This is a genomic window from Bacillus sp. H1a, from assembly GCF_000633475.1.
Classification (GTDB): Bacteria; Bacillota; Bacilli; order Bacillales; family Bacillaceae_G; genus Bacillus_A; species Bacillus_A paramycoides.
Window position 1 is genome coordinate 77,123 of the sequence record NZ_AYMH01000064.1, and the last position, 16,587, is coordinate 93,709.

General features: G+C 33.2%; 15 protein-coding genes, 1 pseudogene, 1 riboswitch and 2 other annotated features. Of the genes and pseudogenes, 3 read left to right on the forward strand and 13 right to left on the reverse strand.

Annotated elements, in window-relative coordinates:
• Positions 1 to 28: 28 nt before the first annotated feature.
• The 11 genes and pseudogenes from U860_RS0125315 to U860_RS31975 form a co-directional block, all read right to left on the reverse strand.
• Entirely contained in the window at positions 29 to 1,033 is a 1,005-nt protein-coding gene (locus tag U860_RS0125315) for an ABC transporter permease subunit (RefSeq protein ID WP_025150714.1), read from the reverse strand.
• Position 1,034: 1 nt separating this feature from the next.
• Positions 1,035 to 1,901, reverse strand: a complete 867-nt coding sequence (locus U860_RS0125320; RefSeq protein WP_025150715.1) for an ABC transporter permease subunit — start codon at positions 1,899 to 1,901, stop codon at positions 1,035 to 1,037.
• Between the two features lie 55 nt (positions 1,902 to 1,956).
• Positions 1,957 to 3,219, reverse strand: a complete 1,263-nt coding sequence (locus U860_RS0125325; RefSeq protein ID WP_025150716.1) for an MFS transporter — start codon at positions 3,217 to 3,219, stop codon at positions 1,957 to 1,959.
• Positions 3,220 to 3,650: 431 nt separating this feature from the next.
• Complete coding sequence (locus U860_RS0125330) at positions 3,651 to 5,534, reverse strand: FtsX-like permease family protein (RefSeq protein WP_025150717.1); 1,884 nt, start codon at positions 5,532 to 5,534, stop codon at positions 3,651 to 3,653.
• A gap of 12 nt (positions 5,535 to 5,546) precedes the next feature.
• Positions 5,547 to 6,314, reverse strand: a complete 768-nt coding sequence (locus U860_RS0125335; protein WP_000106429.1) for an ABC transporter ATP-binding protein — start codon at positions 6,312 to 6,314, stop codon at positions 5,547 to 5,549.
• 251 nt (positions 6,315 to 6,565) lie between these two features.
• A complete protein-coding gene (thrS, locus tag U860_RS0125340) occupies positions 6,566 to 8,485 on the reverse strand; it encodes a threonine--tRNA ligase (RefSeq protein WP_025150718.1) in 1,920 nt (639 codons plus the stop codon).
• A 44-nt stretch (positions 8,486 to 8,529) separates the two neighbouring features.
• Positions 8,530 to 8,752: a binding site (T-box leader), on the reverse strand.
• Between the two features lie 36 nt (positions 8,753 to 8,788).
• Positions 8,789 to 9,012: a binding site (T-box leader), on the reverse strand.
• 123 nt (positions 9,013 to 9,135) lie between these two features.
• Entirely contained in the window at positions 9,136 to 9,843 is a 708-nt protein-coding gene (rluF, locus tag U860_RS0125345; RefSeq protein WP_025150719.1) for a 23S rRNA pseudouridine(2604) synthase RluF, read from the reverse strand.
• A gap of 185 nt (positions 9,844 to 10,028) precedes the next feature.
• The gene (locus tag U860_RS0125350; protein WP_025150720.1) at positions 10,029 to 10,649 is read right to left on the reverse strand and encodes a DUF4937 domain-containing protein; all 621 of its coding nucleotides are present in this window, start codon (positions 10,647 to 10,649) and stop codon (positions 10,029 to 10,031) included.
• Positions 10,650 to 10,661: 12 nt separating this feature from the next.
• A complete protein-coding gene (locus U860_RS0125355) occupies positions 10,662 to 11,540 on the reverse strand; it encodes a PhzF family phenazine biosynthesis protein (protein ID WP_025150721.1) in 879 nt (292 codons plus the stop codon).
• Positions 11,541 to 11,686: 146 nt separating this feature from the next.
• Positions 11,687 to 11,821: pseudogene (locus tag U860_RS35365) on the reverse strand (nucleotidyltransferase); the annotation flags it as partial.
• A 143-nt stretch (positions 11,822 to 11,964) separates the two neighbouring features.
• Positions 11,965 to 12,171, reverse strand: a complete 207-nt coding sequence (locus U860_RS31975; protein WP_025150722.1) for a hypothetical protein — start codon at positions 12,169 to 12,171, stop codon at positions 11,965 to 11,967.
• Between the two features lie 107 nt (positions 12,172 to 12,278).
• Between U860_RS31975 and U860_RS0125370 the strand changes: the two genes are divergently transcribed.
• Together U860_RS0125370 and U860_RS0125375 are read left to right on the forward strand one after the other, a co-directional pair.
• Positions 12,279 to 12,854: a hypothetical protein gene (locus U860_RS0125370; protein WP_025150723.1), complete on the forward strand. Its 576-nt coding sequence runs from the start codon at positions 12,279 to 12,281 to the stop codon at positions 12,852 to 12,854.
• Positions 12,855 to 13,075: 221 nt separating this feature from the next.
• Positions 13,076 to 13,196: riboswitch (glycine riboswitch) on the forward strand.
• A 107-nt stretch (positions 13,197 to 13,303) separates the two neighbouring features.
• Complete coding sequence (locus U860_RS0125375; protein WP_025150724.1) at positions 13,304 to 14,671, forward strand: sodium:alanine symporter family protein; 1,368 nt, start codon at positions 13,304 to 13,306, stop codon at positions 14,669 to 14,671.
• Positions 14,672 to 14,733: 62 nt separating this feature from the next.
• Here U860_RS0125375 and U860_RS0125380 read toward each other — a convergent pair whose 3' ends face one another.
• Positions 14,734 to 15,501 (reverse strand): DUF3891 family protein, encoded by a 768-nt coding sequence (locus U860_RS0125380; RefSeq protein ID WP_025150725.1) that lies wholly within the window; start codon positions 15,499 to 15,501, stop codon positions 14,734 to 14,736.
• A gap of 209 nt (positions 15,502 to 15,710) precedes the next feature.
• On the opposite strand from U860_RS0125380, the gene U860_RS0125385 reads away from it, so the two are divergent.
• Entirely contained in the window at positions 15,711 to 15,983 is a 273-nt protein-coding gene (locus U860_RS0125385) for an HU family DNA-binding protein (protein ID WP_001043905.1), read from the forward strand.
• Between the two features lie 43 nt (positions 15,984 to 16,026).
• Here U860_RS0125385 and U860_RS0125390 read toward each other — a convergent pair whose 3' ends face one another.
• A complete protein-coding gene (locus U860_RS0125390; RefSeq protein ID WP_025150726.1) occupies positions 16,027 to 16,569 on the reverse strand; it encodes a hypothetical protein in 543 nt (180 codons plus the stop codon).
• Between the last annotated feature and the right edge of the window lie 18 nt (positions 16,570 to 16,587).

A 16,587-nucleotide genomic window follows, 5' to 3' on the forward strand; every position in this document is an offset into this window, starting at 1 on the left:
AAAACAATTTATCTTCAGCTATCTTTCTTTATTTTTGTACCTCTCTATAGAAAGAAAAATCATTCACAGTAGGTTGTATTTGTTTCTCTACTTTCACTTCTTCCTTCTTCCGATTCGCTCTTCTAACATTTCCTAGCTTAATCGCATCTTGCATACTATTACTAATAAGATTTCCTGACAAGATTGTCATACTATAGAAAGCGATTGGTATAAGTACAATCCATGTATGTGTAGTTAAGTGACGGAAATTTTGACCAATTAAGCCTGTCCATTCTTTCGTTACACTATCTGGATCCATTCCACTGAAGGTTATTGTTCCACCAAAAAATAATTGCAACAAACCAAGGTGTAAGAGAAGTAATAACGTACTCACAAATTGTTGGGCTACTAATAAAAGAAATGATGGTAACATATGCGGCCATATATGGCGCTTCAACCTCTGCCACTTACTTCCACCGAGCACAGTGGCTGCCAATATAAATTCTTCTTTCTTAATACGTTTTACTTCTTGCGCTATATACAACATAACTGTTGGTACAGCAAGACATGCAAGAACTATAATTTGAAATGCCACTCGCAAATACAACGGCACAACTTCTTCTCCACTATCAAACGTTAAAACTTCATTTAACATAAAATAGGAAATCATAACCATTGGTACAATACTAAAAGGATCAAAAAAAGATGAAATAACTGGAAATGATCTTTTACTGTACATTCCTAGTAATAAGCCAATAACTCCACCAATTGCCACACGTAAAAATGCGATAACGATACTTGCACCGACTGTCCATTTCGCTCCTTCTATTATTAACTGGACAAGGTCGCGTCCTTTCGCATCACTACCGAACCAAAATTTACTCGATGGTGAAAACGGAGCTGCCTCTAGTTCTCCTTTTTCGTTATACATCATCGTAAGTTCACGAATATTCCCATCGAAAAACAACGTATTCCCAATACTAACAATCATAAGTACACTTAAAAAAGTGATACCTAGCCAAAATCTCACATCTTTTTTTACAACTTGCCACATATTATACACGCTCCTTTATAACATTTTGTAAGAACGTATGTAATAAACGAAATAGTATAAAAAGCGGTACGTATAATATTATTAAACTTACTGTAAATATTTCTAACTTTGAATTTTCTTTTACAAAAACAAACATGCCGTACGTATTAAATATCCATTCAATAATATATAAATTTGATAACATGAATAAAATATTTGTTTTTGCATAATAGATTGTTGTTAACAAGACATTTCTTGAAATATGATGTGTTAAAATATGTCGTAAACTTAGCCCTTTACTCTTCGCAAATATACTATAATCTTTTTCCATTTCTTCTCTAAATCGTAATAACAATAGTTTTATAAATAGTAACGTTGTTGGTATCGTAAGACATATAATGGGTAACAACCGTACTCTCTCTTCTCCTATTCCAGCAAGTTTTATTGGCATAAATCCTGTTTTTTGAAAAACAATTACGACAAGAAGTTGCGATAATAAAATAAGTAAAATATCCGGTATACTTTCAAGAGTAAGAAAAACCCCATTCCACACTTTCTGCTTCATATGAGAACGCTGCAATACCCAAACGACAAGTACATATGCTATAAGCAAAGACAGTAAAAAAGCTGAGAGAAATACGATCATCGTTTCAATATAATGAATCCAAATTTGTGGAAATAATTTTCTTGAGTCTCGAAATCCAAATGTAATTTCACCCGGTCGAAGTAACTTCCCTCCAAGAAACACAATCGTGTTCCAAAAACCGATTAAATCAATTTGCAATCCTTTAAATAAACGAGGGAGTGCACCTAGACAGATTATACACAAAATTGCAGCAAATAACTGTAAACAAGTAATCCCACACCATCTAACAATTCGTATCAACATAACTATTACCCCTTGATTTCTTGATAGAATATTCAGAAATAAAAAACCAGATATATTACATCTCTTCAGTTACATCCTGCACTCGCTTTTTCCCATTAGGTAAAATAGCTTGATATAAACACGTAACAAATAATAATAAACCAAATAAAATAATATACAATGTATCTGCACCAATCCATTTTGGGAACAACATTGCTATTGCACCTAGAGATAACAGTTGAAACCCTGTTGTTAATGGACTCAGTAAACTTTGAACGCGCCCCATAAATGACTCTTCTACAATTTTATACATCCAGCCTGATATTGCGATATTAATGAACGGTAGAAAGAAAGTTGCAAAAGCTATACATACATAAAAAGACCATACGTGATTTACAAAGTAGCACATACCGAAGAAGACTCCTGAGCCGGCCATCCCAAAAACAATAATAGATTTTGGTGCATATTTCTTACCTGCACTCGTTGCTACTACACTCCCGACTAGTAATGAGATCCCTCCAACTATCCCACCAACCATTGCTAAACTTTCATACGTTTCTGGAGCTAATTTGTATTTTAATATGTAAGTAGTCGATACGCTTAAAATGCCATTTAATAGTCCAAATACGATAAATCCTAATAGTAACTTTTTTAAAGTTTCATTTTGGTATATATACTTGAGTCCTTCTTTAAACTCTGTTATTAACATCTTTAGGTTAACTTCATTCCATTTTGTTCTACCATTCGGCAAACGAACACTTTCTGGAATTGAAATTGTTTGAATTAAAATACCACTCGCAATAAAGGTGAATGTATTAACTAAAATGCTCCCATAAATTCCAAATGTCCAATATACCATTGTTGCAATTCCTACACCAAATAAAGCATACAAACTAGTTACCATTTGATTAATACCTGCTGCTGCACCGTATTGATCTGATTCTACTACTCCCTGAATCATAGCCTGCTCAGATGGGGAGAAAAATTGAATACATGCATTTTCCAAAAATAAAAATATAAAGACAAGTATAATCATCCCGTAATAAAGCGAAATTAGAATTCCGATATTACAGAGAGAACAACATATATTACTTACCGTACAAATACGTTGTCTATCAAATCTATCCACTACTGTCCCTACTAATAGAAAAAAGATTAGTGCAGGTAATGCAATCATAATTTGCGTCGTCGTTGCGTAAACTGGCTGTTTTCCGTATTGATCTAACAAATAAAACATTAAAGATATTCCAGCAATCATAGAACCGAGTCTCTCTAAAATATTTGCTAGAAAAAAGCGTACATAAATTTTGTTGCGAAATAACTGTAGCATTTCTTTCATACGTAATATCCTTTCTCTCGACAAAATATTATTATTTCAGTCATTTCTCGGAAGTCATATTATATTTTTTCGACCATTATCCAATCTTTTCCTTCTTTATAAAAAACAACCTAAAAAAAGACCCTTGTTCAATAATACAAGAGTCTTTGCATTTCTCTTCGCTTCACGAAGCTGGAGTTGATATTTATCTAAAATCTCTAAACCTTTTCGCTAATTATTCTAACTATTTATTTCATCCCAATCTTTTTGTACATTATTAATTTCCCATACACTTCTTAACTTTTTACTACAATAACCCTTAATATTTTCCGAATATTCAATATCACCCGTGAATTTAAATCATTAGAGCTTGATAACATCTCACGTACACGTCTTTATATAAACACACATAAAAAAGCCCTTGTTTTCATAACAAGGACTTTTTTATTAAACTATTTCGCTACCTCTTCTTTCGGCATTACCATACCTTTATAAAGTTGGACAGTAATCCAATAATAAATGAAATAAATTACTAAAAAGATTCCTATTGGCATCCATACTTTTACAAACGGGTCAACTAATATAAAGCTAAATAAGTTAAGACCTACTAACACGTGGGAAATTCCAATGATCGCTGGGAAGATAAATAAATATGAAATCTCTTTATATATACTTTTTGTTAACATACTACGTCTCACACCGATTTTTCGTAACATTTCATAACGTCGTACATCACGAGAAGCACCCGTTAATATTTTGAACATAAGGGAACTTGCCATCATTGCTAAAAATGCAATTCCAAGGAAAAATCCCATAAACATTGTTCCGCTCATGAAGCTATTCATGAATTGATATATCGTCATTTTCGTAAATAAATTTACTTCTTCACCAGTTGTTTTTTCAATCATTTCTTTTTGTCTTTTATCTATATCAATCAACAACGGTTTATATTTTTTCATATCATCTACTTTTGCTAACGTTACAGTATGTTCAGTTCCTTGAATTCCTTTATAATGCTCTTCGTCTGCAATTCTTACAGGTTTTCCGTTAAATTGATTATGGGTAATTTGTATCTCTCTTACAATTGCATCCTCCCAATCTTTTGGCATACGCGGAAGTTTATTTGCTACATCCGGAGCTTCCAAAGCAGAATATACAGGTTCAGTTAAAGGCTCATTTACACGTTTACGAGCAGGCTCTTTTAAAGTTTTTGTATCAAAATGATCGGAAACAAGTGGTGGTTTCGCAGTTAAATCGTTACGTAAATAATACACTGCTTCTCCATCAACTTTATACTTATATTTTCCTTCTTCTACAATATTCATATCTTTTAATGCCGCTTCATCTTTTTCATTTGGATCATGTATTACGACATCATATACACGTGAAAAGTCTGTCATAATGCCTACATTCTTCTGAAACGCCATACCTGCTGTCATCGCACCTGCACCTAATGCAATTAACATCGCTACAGTGCCAAGTACTCTCGATAAACTAGTTACTCGAAAACGTAACTGTGCATAAGTAAAACTATTTAATCCCGTTTCATTTCGTTTTTTATTCCCCTTAATTTTCATCACAAACAGTGGGAGTAATGAGCTGAAAATGAAATACGTTCCTAATGTCGTAACAATTGTCGCTATTATAAATCCTAGTTCAGCAAATAGTTTTATATTTACCATAAAATAATATCCTGTACTTACTAGCAATACACCTAGTACTGTCATAATAACAGTGCGGGTTTTACTTTTCTTAACCTCATCTTGCGTTTCATCTTCACGTATTAACTCTAATTCTGTTTTACGTAATAATCGGAAACTATTCATTAAACCAGTAATGAAAAATAATATTAAGAAGAAAATAGATGTAACTAATATAGCTGGTGTGTATACAGATGCATAATTACCTTTTGCTGAAATTTCCATTCCGTTCATTAGAAAATTCCCCGCTACACTAGCAAGTACTATTCCTACTAGAATACCGATAATAATACTGACAATACCCATACCAAAAGTTTCAACAAATAATAATTGCGCTACTTTTTTCTTTTTCGCTCCAAGCATCATATACATACCGAGTTCTTTCCTTCTTAATGTAAGTAAAAAAGAATTGGCATATATGATGTAAAAAACTGTAATGAAAGAAAGTAATATTGCACCAACCCAGAAGACGAGCCTAATACTACTAATGAGACTATTATCTTTTGTAAATTCACTATTCATTGCCATCGTTTGGAACATGTAAAATATACTAATACTAATGACTAGACCAATAAGTAAAACCATATAATCTTTTAACATCTTTTTCATACTATGACGTGATAATTTGAATAACATAGTCTTGCCCCCTTACTTAGACTCAGCAGCTGAGCCCATATGAGCAAGCACACCTAAAATGTCTTGATAGAAATTTTCTCGTGTTCCTTGACGCTTTAACTCTTTATATAGAAGACCATCTTGAATAAATAAAATACGCTCACAATAACTCGCACTAAACGCATCATGTGTAACCATTAAAATACTTACATTGTGATTTTCATGTAAATCTTGCATTGCCTCTAATAAACTTTTTGCATTTTTACTATCAAGTGCGCCGGTCGGTTCATCTGCTAATACAATTGCTGGATTATGTACTAAAGCACGTGCTGCCGCTGTTCTTTGCTTTTGCCCTCCAGAAACAGCAGTCGGATATTTTGTTAATATTTCAGTAATCCCTAATTTCTTTGCAACCTCATTTACTTTTCCAGTAATCTCACTTGACGGTACGCCTTGCAGAGAAAGTGGTAAAGCGATATTTTCATAAATTGATAAGTTTTCTAGTAAGTTAAAATCTTGAAAGATAAACCCTAATTTTTGAGAGCGAAAATCCGATAATGCATTACCCTTCATAGAAGTAATATTTGTGCCAGCTATTGTAACGCTACCACCTGTCGCTTGATCAAGTGTACTAATCACATTAAGTAATGTCGTTTTTCCAGATCCAGAAGGACCCATAATCCCGACAAATTCTCCTTCTTTTATACTTAACGATACACCCCTTAACGCTTTTGACTGATTCTCATTCCTTTTTCCATACGTTTTTTCTACACTTTCTACAGTAACTACATTTGTTGACATCTCTTTCACTCCATCCCTTTTGTATAATATTAATTTCTCATATATTTCTTATCTTTTTCTCATGTAAATCCTTAAGAATTTTTTAACTTTTCAAACACAAAGAGATACATAAGTAGCATGAACCTTTTTCCTACTTCATCTTCTCACTTTTCTAAAACTCGTTCATTCGATTTCTCTTACATTTACCTTACATTTTTGTAAGGTAAAAAAGAAAACACACCACTTTATAATGGTGTGTTTTCTTATCAACCCTATTTTCTATTTTTTATTTCCTTTTTCATACTTTCCACAAATACATCTAGTGCAACAATTTCTGACTTCTCCTCACCATATTTTCTCACATTTACAGCTTTGTTTTCCATTTCCTTATCCCCAATAACAAGAACATAAGGAACTTTTTGCATTTGCGCTTCTCTTATTTTATATCCTAATTTTTCTTCTCGCATATCTCGTTCAACACGAATACCAGCTTGAGCTAATTTATCTGCAACCTCATTTGCATATTGTACATGGACTGCATTTGAAACTGGAATTACTTTCACCTGAACTGGTGCCACCCATGCCGGGAACGCGCCTCCAAAGTGCTCAATTAATATTGCTAAAAAGCGGTCTAAAGATCCTAAAACTGCTCGATGAATGACAACTGGTCTTCTCTTTTCATTATTCTCATCAATATAATTTAAATCAAATTTCTCTGGCATTTGGAAATCTAGTTGGACTGTTCCGCATTGATGACTTCTATTTAAAGCATCTTTAATATGGAAATCAATTTTCGGTCCGTAAAATGCACCGTCACCTTCATTTAGTCTATATTTATAATTTAATGATTGTAATACATTTTCTAATGCTGCTTCTGCTTGCTCCCATAATTTATCGTCTCCCATTGAATCTTCTGGACGAGTAGAAAGCTCTACTTCATATTCGAACCCAAAAGTTTTGTAGACGTAATCAATTTGCGCCAGAACTGATTTAATTTCATCCTCAATTTGTTCTGGTGTTACAAATAAATGAGCATCATCTTGGCAGAAAGTACGAACTCTTAATAATCCGTTTAAAGCGCCACTAAATTCATGTCGATGTACTTGACCGAACTCACACATGCGTATCGGTAATTCGCGATAAGAATGCAATTTATTTTTAAACATAAGCATATGCCCTGGGCAGTTCATCGGTTTTAATGCAAAACTTTTATGATCTACTTCTGAGAAATACATATTGTCTTTGTAATGTCCCCAGTGCCCTGACTTCTCCCATAATTCTTGGTTCATCATAAAGGGAGTACGCACTTCTTGGTAATCATACTCTTTTTGAATTTCTCTTAGAAACGATTCTAACTCATTTCGAATAATCTGCCCTTTCGGTAAATAAAACGGCATTCCCGGTGCCTCTTCAGAAAACATAAACAATTCAAGTTCACTACCTAATTTTCGATGATTTCTCTTCGCAGCCTCCTCAACAAAATGCAAATACTCTTCTAATTCTTTTTGAGAAGCAAATGCAACACCATATATACGTTGAAGCACTTGATTGTTACTATCCCCTCGCCAATATGCACCTGAAACGTGAGTTAATTGGAATGCTTTCAAATAACCTGTAGATGGTAAATGTGGTCCTCTACATAAATCTACAAATTCACCTTGTTTATATAGTGTTACACTTTCCTCATTAGGAATTGCTTCTAAAAGCTCTAATTTCAAGTAATCGTTCATTTCTTGAAATAATTTTTTTGCTTCTTCTCGAGAGACCTCAACTCGTTCTATCTTTACATTTTCATTTATAATATTTTTCATTTCTTTTTCGATTTTCGGTAAATCTTCTACGTTTACACTACTTGGAAGATCCATATCATAATAAAATCCATTTTCAATAACAGGCCCTACTCCAAGGTTTACATTACCATAAATTCTTTTTACAGCTTGCGCTAATATATGTGCCGCAGAGTGTCTTGCAATTTTCAACCCTTCATCTGAATCCATAGTAATGATTTCAACTTTCGCATTTTCTTCAATGTTTCGACGTAAATCAAAAGGCTTATCATTAACTTTTCCTGCGACTGCTTTCTTTTTCAAACTACTGCTAATCGAGCCTGCAATTTCTTCTAAAGTAATTCCTTTCACAAATTCTTTAACACTTCCATCTGGAAATTTAATTTCAATCATCTGTTCTTTCATTTTTCATCTCTCCATTTCATAATAAAAAGCACACTCATCCCTAAAATAGGGACGAGCGTGCTTATACCCGTGGTTCCACCCAGATTCCCATCGTAAAAATACAATGGCTTCTTTTACGGTAACGTCGCTTACACGGCACTAGATACTTGATTTCCCCAGTGCAGCTCTAAGGTGGTAAGTTATTTTTCTGCGTTAGGAAGTTCTCAGCTTTCCTTCCTTCTCTGTATAACCGGTTAAAATAACTCGTGTCCTTTTCTTCGCTTATTATAAAATTGAATGCAAAAAAGCATATTCATCCCTAAATATAGGGACGAATATGCTTATATCCGTGGTTCCACCCAGATTCCCATCACAAAAAACATAATGGCTTCTTTTGCGATAACGTCGCTTACACGGCACTAGATACTTGATTTCCCCAGTGCAGCTCTAAGGTGGTAAGTTATTTTTCTGCGTTAGGAAGTTCTCAGCTTTCCTTCCTTCTCTGTATAACCGGTTAAAATAACTCGTGTCCTTTTCTTTGCTTTTAAAAGTACATCCATTAATTGTTATTTAATATATCTTATTCATTTTATTTTTGCAAGTGTTAAATAATATTATTTATTTAACTTAAAAAAGTGACACCAAAAAAATTTTGGTGTCACTTCTCAATTTTACCAATCTTGTGGTTCGTAATTTAAGTCTGAAAATAGGCGTTTTTTCTCTTTTTTCGTTAAATCTCTCCACTGTCCAACTGGTAAATTATTCAACTCTATATTCATAATTCTCGTACGTTTTAACGTGTATACTTGATAACCTAAAGCTTCACACATACGGCGAATTTGACGATTCAGCCCTTGTGTTAAAATAATTTTGAACTCATATTTTGATAACTGTGTGATCTCACAAGGAAGCGTTTTTGTTCCTAAAATTTTAACACCCGCTGCCATTTTCTCTAAAAACTCAGGTGTAATCGGCTTATCTACTGAAACGATATATTCTTTCTCATGTTTGTTTTCAGCACGTAAAATTTCATTAACAATATCACCATCATTCGTCAACAAAATTAAACCGTCTGAGTCTTTATCGAGACGTCCAATGTGACTAATTCGTAAAGGATGATTCACTAAATCGATAATATTACCTTTTACTGCTTTTTCACTTGTACATGTAATACCTACTGGTTTATTTAAAGCGATATACACATGGTCTCGAGCAATACGAAGTTGCTCTCCATTTACTCGTACATCATCACCTGGATTTACTTGGTCTCCAATTTTTGCAACCTTACCGTTAATAATTACTCTTCTCTCATTAATTAACTTATCTGCTCCACGTCGAGACGCTTTTCCAGCTTCACTAATAAATTTATTGATACGCAAGTTAGGCACATCCTTTTCATAAAAAATTTCAAGCTCACACTGCTTTTACCGTACAATACAAAAGGGTAAGCCTCCTATTTTAACTTAAATATATTAACATGAAAGGGTATATGACGTCTTCTATTAATTTCTTGTTTATAAGAAAATATCTTTATTATACATTCATTTATGCACTTTTTGCGCACTTAATATACAAGCCATTCTTCCTTACAAACCACTTGTTTTCCTTTTATCTCTTCTATATCTTCATGAGTGTTAGCTAATTTATATAACTCAGGAAAAATCTCTTCCACATAATTTTGATGCGCCATTTCATTTTTCCAATAAGTTAGCACTATGTAACGATTTTCATTTTTTAAAGACTTTCCAACTACTCCACCTAACATTCCATTTGCATTTTCCATTCCTTTATTCCAAATTGTTTCTTGTATAAATGAAAAATGCTTCTCTTTCCCTTCTTTCACATCACAAATTGCAACTCTTACAAATGATCCTTGTGTAATTACATCTTTCAAAGGCGTTTCTGTTATATCATACAACGTTTGAAACATCTCAATATTACAGGAAATATATGTACCTTCTTGATTACTATTTAGAAAAATTGTATCATGAGCATCATTCATGAACGATTGATATGCATTTCTATCTTCCCATAAAGTATATACACACGCCTCATCTTCATTCCACCCACCAAATTGTCCATGAAATCCATCTAAATGCTGCAAATCACGCCATTTTTCTTGCGCCTCCGAAAACATTTCCCTTTTCTCTTCTTCCACCTTGCAAAATATTGTTTTTAGTAACATTTCTAATCCCCCTTATGATACGATCCATTTCCCACTTGCAATACTTTCTACTTTTCCACCTACACGAACATTAGTTTCACTCTCTACTTCTTCAGCTTGTATATGTATTAAAGAAGGCCTATTTATCTCATATCCTTGTTCAACACGCATATTTATTTTTTCTGTTCCAAAATAACGATATTTTAGAAGATACGCTGCTAAACAACCGTTCGAACTTCCAGTTGCTGCATCTTCTGGTATACCATAATAATCTGCAAAATCACGAACATTAAGATCATTTATTTCCTCATACGTTTCAGAAGTAAATACCATGATGCCTTTCGCCGCTAGATTCTCTATTAAATGAAAATACTTTTCTTTGTTTATATTTACTTCTTTTACTGCTGCTAACGATTTTAATGGCACAACAATTACAGGTAAACCAGTTGATACCTCCTGAACTGGATAACGACAGTCTATATTAGAAACATTAATATTTAATACGTTAGCTATAATATCCTTATCAATTTTCGATCCAAAATTAGGTTCATTTTGATTCATCCATAACACACCGTTGTCATTATGAAATGTGACTTCGGCAGAGCCACCTTGAAAATGTAATATCACACTTTTCATTGTAGTAAGTTGAAGAATTTCTTTTCGTAATACAAATGCTGTTCCTAAAGCTGGATGGCCGGCATAAGGAATTTCTTCATTAGGTGTAAAAATACGTACATCATACCCATTATCTCTTCTCTTGCCAGATATGATAAAAGCTGTTTCTGCAAAATTCATTTCTTTTGCTATTGACTGCATTTCCTCACTAGAAATTTGATGCCCACCCATAAATACTGCAAGTTGATTTCCTGTATACTTACCTTGTGAGAAGACATCTACAATATAAAAATCCAAATCCCTCGCCTCTCTTCTTTACTTAAATACATTTTGTTTACATAATAAAATTATGAGTCATTAAAATCGTATATTATTCAAATAATCCTCCGCTCTTTCTATTAACCAATCACCAAACGTATCTAAAAACGATAAAATTTCTTCTATTGACAACAAGTATCCTTTATTTCTTGTATTACCTCCAAAAACACAGGCTGAATTTTATCAACATGTGCATCATTTATAATAAATCCTTCAACATCCACAGGACAAAAATGCCCTATTTTTTTTATTCTTGGCAATTTATCAACTCATTCCCCTTCAAAATATTGTTTACTCCACATATAACATATATTATAATTCGAATAATTCAGAATTAAAAACAAAAAAATAGGACGTAAACACTCCTATAGAGTCGTTTACGTCCTATCTCTTTTATCATCATTCATTTTTCAAATAAATAATAACTACTCCGTTCCGAATCATGTGATATTATTAAAATTTCATTATCCTGGTAAATATGTATTACTGATATTAGTACTGGAAAATCTTCAATTATTGATTCTTTGTTCATATATATGAGCGCAAATAAACCAACTAATAAAATGACCATTGCAATACTCGAAGCTCGTCTTTTTCTTTTCGTTTCCACTTTAAATCCCCTTTTTTCACATATTATCTTCATCATTTTACTACTTTTAACAACATTATTGTTATATATTATAATTATGAGTTTTTATAATTTGGAGGCGTTACACCTTGAAAAAATTACTTTTTAACAAATGGTTGCTTTTTGTTTCTATTGCTATTATTGTCGGTACTATTGTCTACACAACTAAAAATCAAAAAAGCAATGAAACAGTAACTGTAGAAACCGTTGATACAACAACTTTCCGGACTACATTGCAACCTAAAATTAATGAATTGACTACTAATTATAATACTGTAATTGAAAAAGATTGGTTGCCTGCTTGGGAAGAGATTAATACTTACGGTGATTCAGTAGACAAAAATAAACTATTAGTTACAATGAATGCTATTTCCAAACAATATGAAGTAATAATTAAAGAAATAGACAGTATAAAAACAGAGGAAAACATAACAGATGCACATATACAAGAACAACTAATTTATTTCACAACTGAATTTAAGGCTGCATCGAATTTCATGAAAAATGCAGCGGGTTTGATCATAGATGGATACAATAACTCTACTCCGGTCAATGAAACAATTGAAAATACTAAACATGCTTTAGGGCTTGCTGATCAACATATTGTCATTGCATTATCTACATTAAATGAAATAGAAGATAAATTAGGGATATCAAAAAAATAAGTTTGTTTACTATTTTAAAATAAAAAATGATTGCAATTCACTTATTGTGTATCTATAATGTGTTTATTGATTATATATACTTATAATCAATGCATTTAGTTATTAATTTTATAATTCGGATGAACCATTCAGGAGAAGGTCTATTGATCTACCGACGGGGCAAAAAGTTGCTGAACCAACTTTGAAACTCTCAGGTCTTGGTTACAAGTAGAACTGCATGGGGACGAATCTCTGGAGAGACTCCCTCTCGCTTTTGTATAGCGCGGAGGAAAACGAGCACCGAAGGAGCAAATCCGCTACATTAGCGGATAATCTCTCAGGTAAAAGGACAGAGACAAGCGAAAGAAAATGCCGTTTTGTATCGGTTTATTTTTCTATCCCTTGTTTCTCCAGAGACCATTTCATTTACTTGAAGTGGTTTTTATTTTTTCTAAAAAAGGAGAATAAAGATGGAGACAGTAAGTAAAGTATTAGAACAAATTAATCAGTATGTGTGGGGATTACCGACTTTGTTATTACTCGTTGGTACGGGTATCATTCTCACAATGCGTTTAAAAGGTTTACAGTTTAGTAAACTATTATACGCTCACAAACTAGCATTTAAAAAATCAGAAGATACATCATCTTCTGGAGATATTAGTCACTTTCAAGCGCTCATGACAGCTATGGCCGCAACGATTGGTATGGGAAATATAGCCGGTGTAGCAACTGCTGTTACAATCGGTGGACCCGGCGCAATCTTTTGGATGTGGATTACCGCTTTATTTGGAATGGCAACAAAGTATGCCGAAGCAATCCTTGCGGTGAAATACCGTGTTAGTAATGAAAATGGTGAATACTCCGGTGGACCAATGTATTATTTAGAACGTGGTTTAGGCAAAAAATGGCTAGCTGTTTTATTCGCTATATTCGGTACAACTGCTTCTTTCGGTATCGGTAATATGGTTCAATCTAATTCAGTTGCAGAGGCAATGCGAATCAACTTCTCTTTCCCTCCTGCATTAACTGGTATACTCATGTCATTCTTAATCGCTATCGTTATTTTAGGCGGTGTAAAAAAGATCGGTAAAGTTACTGGATATATCGTTCCTATTAAAGCTTTCTTTTATATAATCGCTGGCCTTATTATTATCTTTTATCACTTTGATCAAATCCCAGAAGCATTTTCACTTATTTTTTCTGGTGCATTTCAAGGGACAGCGGCGGCTGGTGGTTTTATCGGAGCAACTGTTGCATCTGCAATTCAAATAGGAATGGCGCGCGGAGTATTTGCTAACGAGGCTGGTTTAGGTAGTGCACCAATTGCTGCTGCGGCTGCAAAAACAGATTCCCCAGCAAAACAAGCTTTAGTTTCTATGACTGGTACCTTTCTAGATACATTTATTGTATGTACAATTACAGGACTTGTATTAATTACAACAGGTGCGTGGAAATCAGGTAAAACTGGCGTTGAAGCTACAACATTAGCATTCCAATCCGTATTCGGCACTGCTGGTAGTATGATTCTCGGTATCGCCATTATATTATTCGCCTACTCTACTATTTTAGGCTGGTCGTATTACGGTGAAAAGTGTGTAGCTTATTTATTCGGACAAGGTGCTGTACGATATTATAAAGCAATCTTTATCGTTATGATTGCTATTGGTGCTAATTTAAAATTAGGTGTTGTATGGACTTTTGCAGATATTGCGAATGGACTTATGGCGATTCCAAACTTAATTGGTCTAATTGGATTAAGTGGTATCGTTGTCGCTGAAACCAATCGCTTTTTACAAGCAGAGAAATTGAAGGAATTTAATAAAAAACGTGCAAGTTAATTTATTTCTACAAGGAATGGCTCATAAAGTGAGATCATTCCTTTTTCTTGTTATGCCCCTCTTTATTGTATAAAATATATCGTTTGCTTCTGAACTTCCGATTCTCTATCAGCTTTTGCAATTCCTATTTCTTCAATTAAACGCTTGCTTATAGCTTTATATTTCACATATGTTTCAAATTCCTTTTTAAATGGAAATGGCTTAACTCGAATTGTTTGTTTATCTGTCCATTCAGCAATTAAACGCTTATCATTATTTTCATTGAACATTTCTGTTCCCTCAAAACCCTCTTTAAATAAATTAATTTCATCTTCCTTTTTTACACCTGGCCTATTCATACATGTATATAAAGATAATTCATCACAAAACTTTAATAGTCTATAATGTTTATCAAACATAACCTGTTGTTTTTTTGTTAGCATTTTCAGAATTCTTTTTTGTCGATCCAATTCTTGTTTATAAAAAGACATCATCACTTCATCTTCCTCATTTAGTGGAAATGACAAAAAGTGTTTACTACAAAGCAACGCCCCGTATAGATTTGAAGCTTCAATTTCATTCAAACCGATTGTATAGAACACAAAACGTAATGAACTAGGACAATCCATAAATGTATATGGAATATTTTTTTCGTCATTCAAAATCGGAACTTTATCTAGTCCAATCCATCCTCTATCATGTTCATAAATCGCATTTATACTTTCCTTAAAATATAACTTTTCTTCAAAGAAATCATCTTTTATATAGCTGGCAATTTCTCCAGCTAAAAATCCATGATCATGTTGGCGAATTAATATCATCTCTTTCTCATTCTTTTCACGAAAAATCATAGATATATTCTCCCCCTCAACCTTATTTAAAAACTTTTTGTATACATCAAATCATAATAAATCCCCTTAATTGCAGGGATTCAGTTTCTTTCAACGAAATTAAGATAATTATAGGATTCAGCATTTTTTCTATTAGTGAAACTTATTCCTTTCTTTCTACTTATTATACTAAAACTTTCATTCAAAAAATTTTATTATGAGGTGAAAAAATGAACAAAACAGAACTAATTAAAAACGTAGCACAGTCAGCTGATATTTCTCAAAAGGATGCTTCTGCAGCTGTACAATCCGTATTTGACACAATTGCTAATGCATTACAATCTGGCGATAAAGTTCAACTGATCGGCTTTGGAACTTTTGAAGTACGTGAAAGATCTGCTCGTACAGGGCGTAATCCGCAAACCGGAGAAGAAATTCAGATTGCTGCTGGTAAAGTTCCAGCATTTAAAGCAGGTAAAGAATTAAAAGAAGCTGTCAAATAAATAAGAAACCAGCCATTTTATAGGCTGGTTTCTTGTTTATTTCTTATTTTAGTAGTTCCTTTATATTCTCTGCATGATACACTTCACAAATATAAAATATACATTTGCAGTTACTTACAATTTGATATTTTCTAGTTGGATATACATTTGCCGCAACAGAACATCCATCAAACAATTCGATAATATTTCCAGATGGTTGATATCCTTCATATAATACGTTTCTTCTTACTTCCATCTTTTCTATAAGCTTTTCAACTGGAATATTTCCACTCTCTAATTCACTCTTTATTGTATCCGGTAAAAACGAAGTGTCCGCAAAAATTAGATTTTCAGATAAAATCTTTCCTTTATAAATAACATTAGATACACGGTATAGAAATGTTCCGTTTTTATCAAAGAAATTCTTTGCTTCTTTCGGAATGTACTGTCTATCAAGTAGCTCTTGTTCGAGAACATCAAACTGAACTGTATCATTCAAAAGCTTTTCTAAAGCAAGAATAGATGATGTATCTCCAGAAAATAAAATATTTTTAATTGCTTGTATATTATAAGTTAATTCATTTTTTCTATTTTCCGCTACTAACATGAGGAACACCTCTTCTAT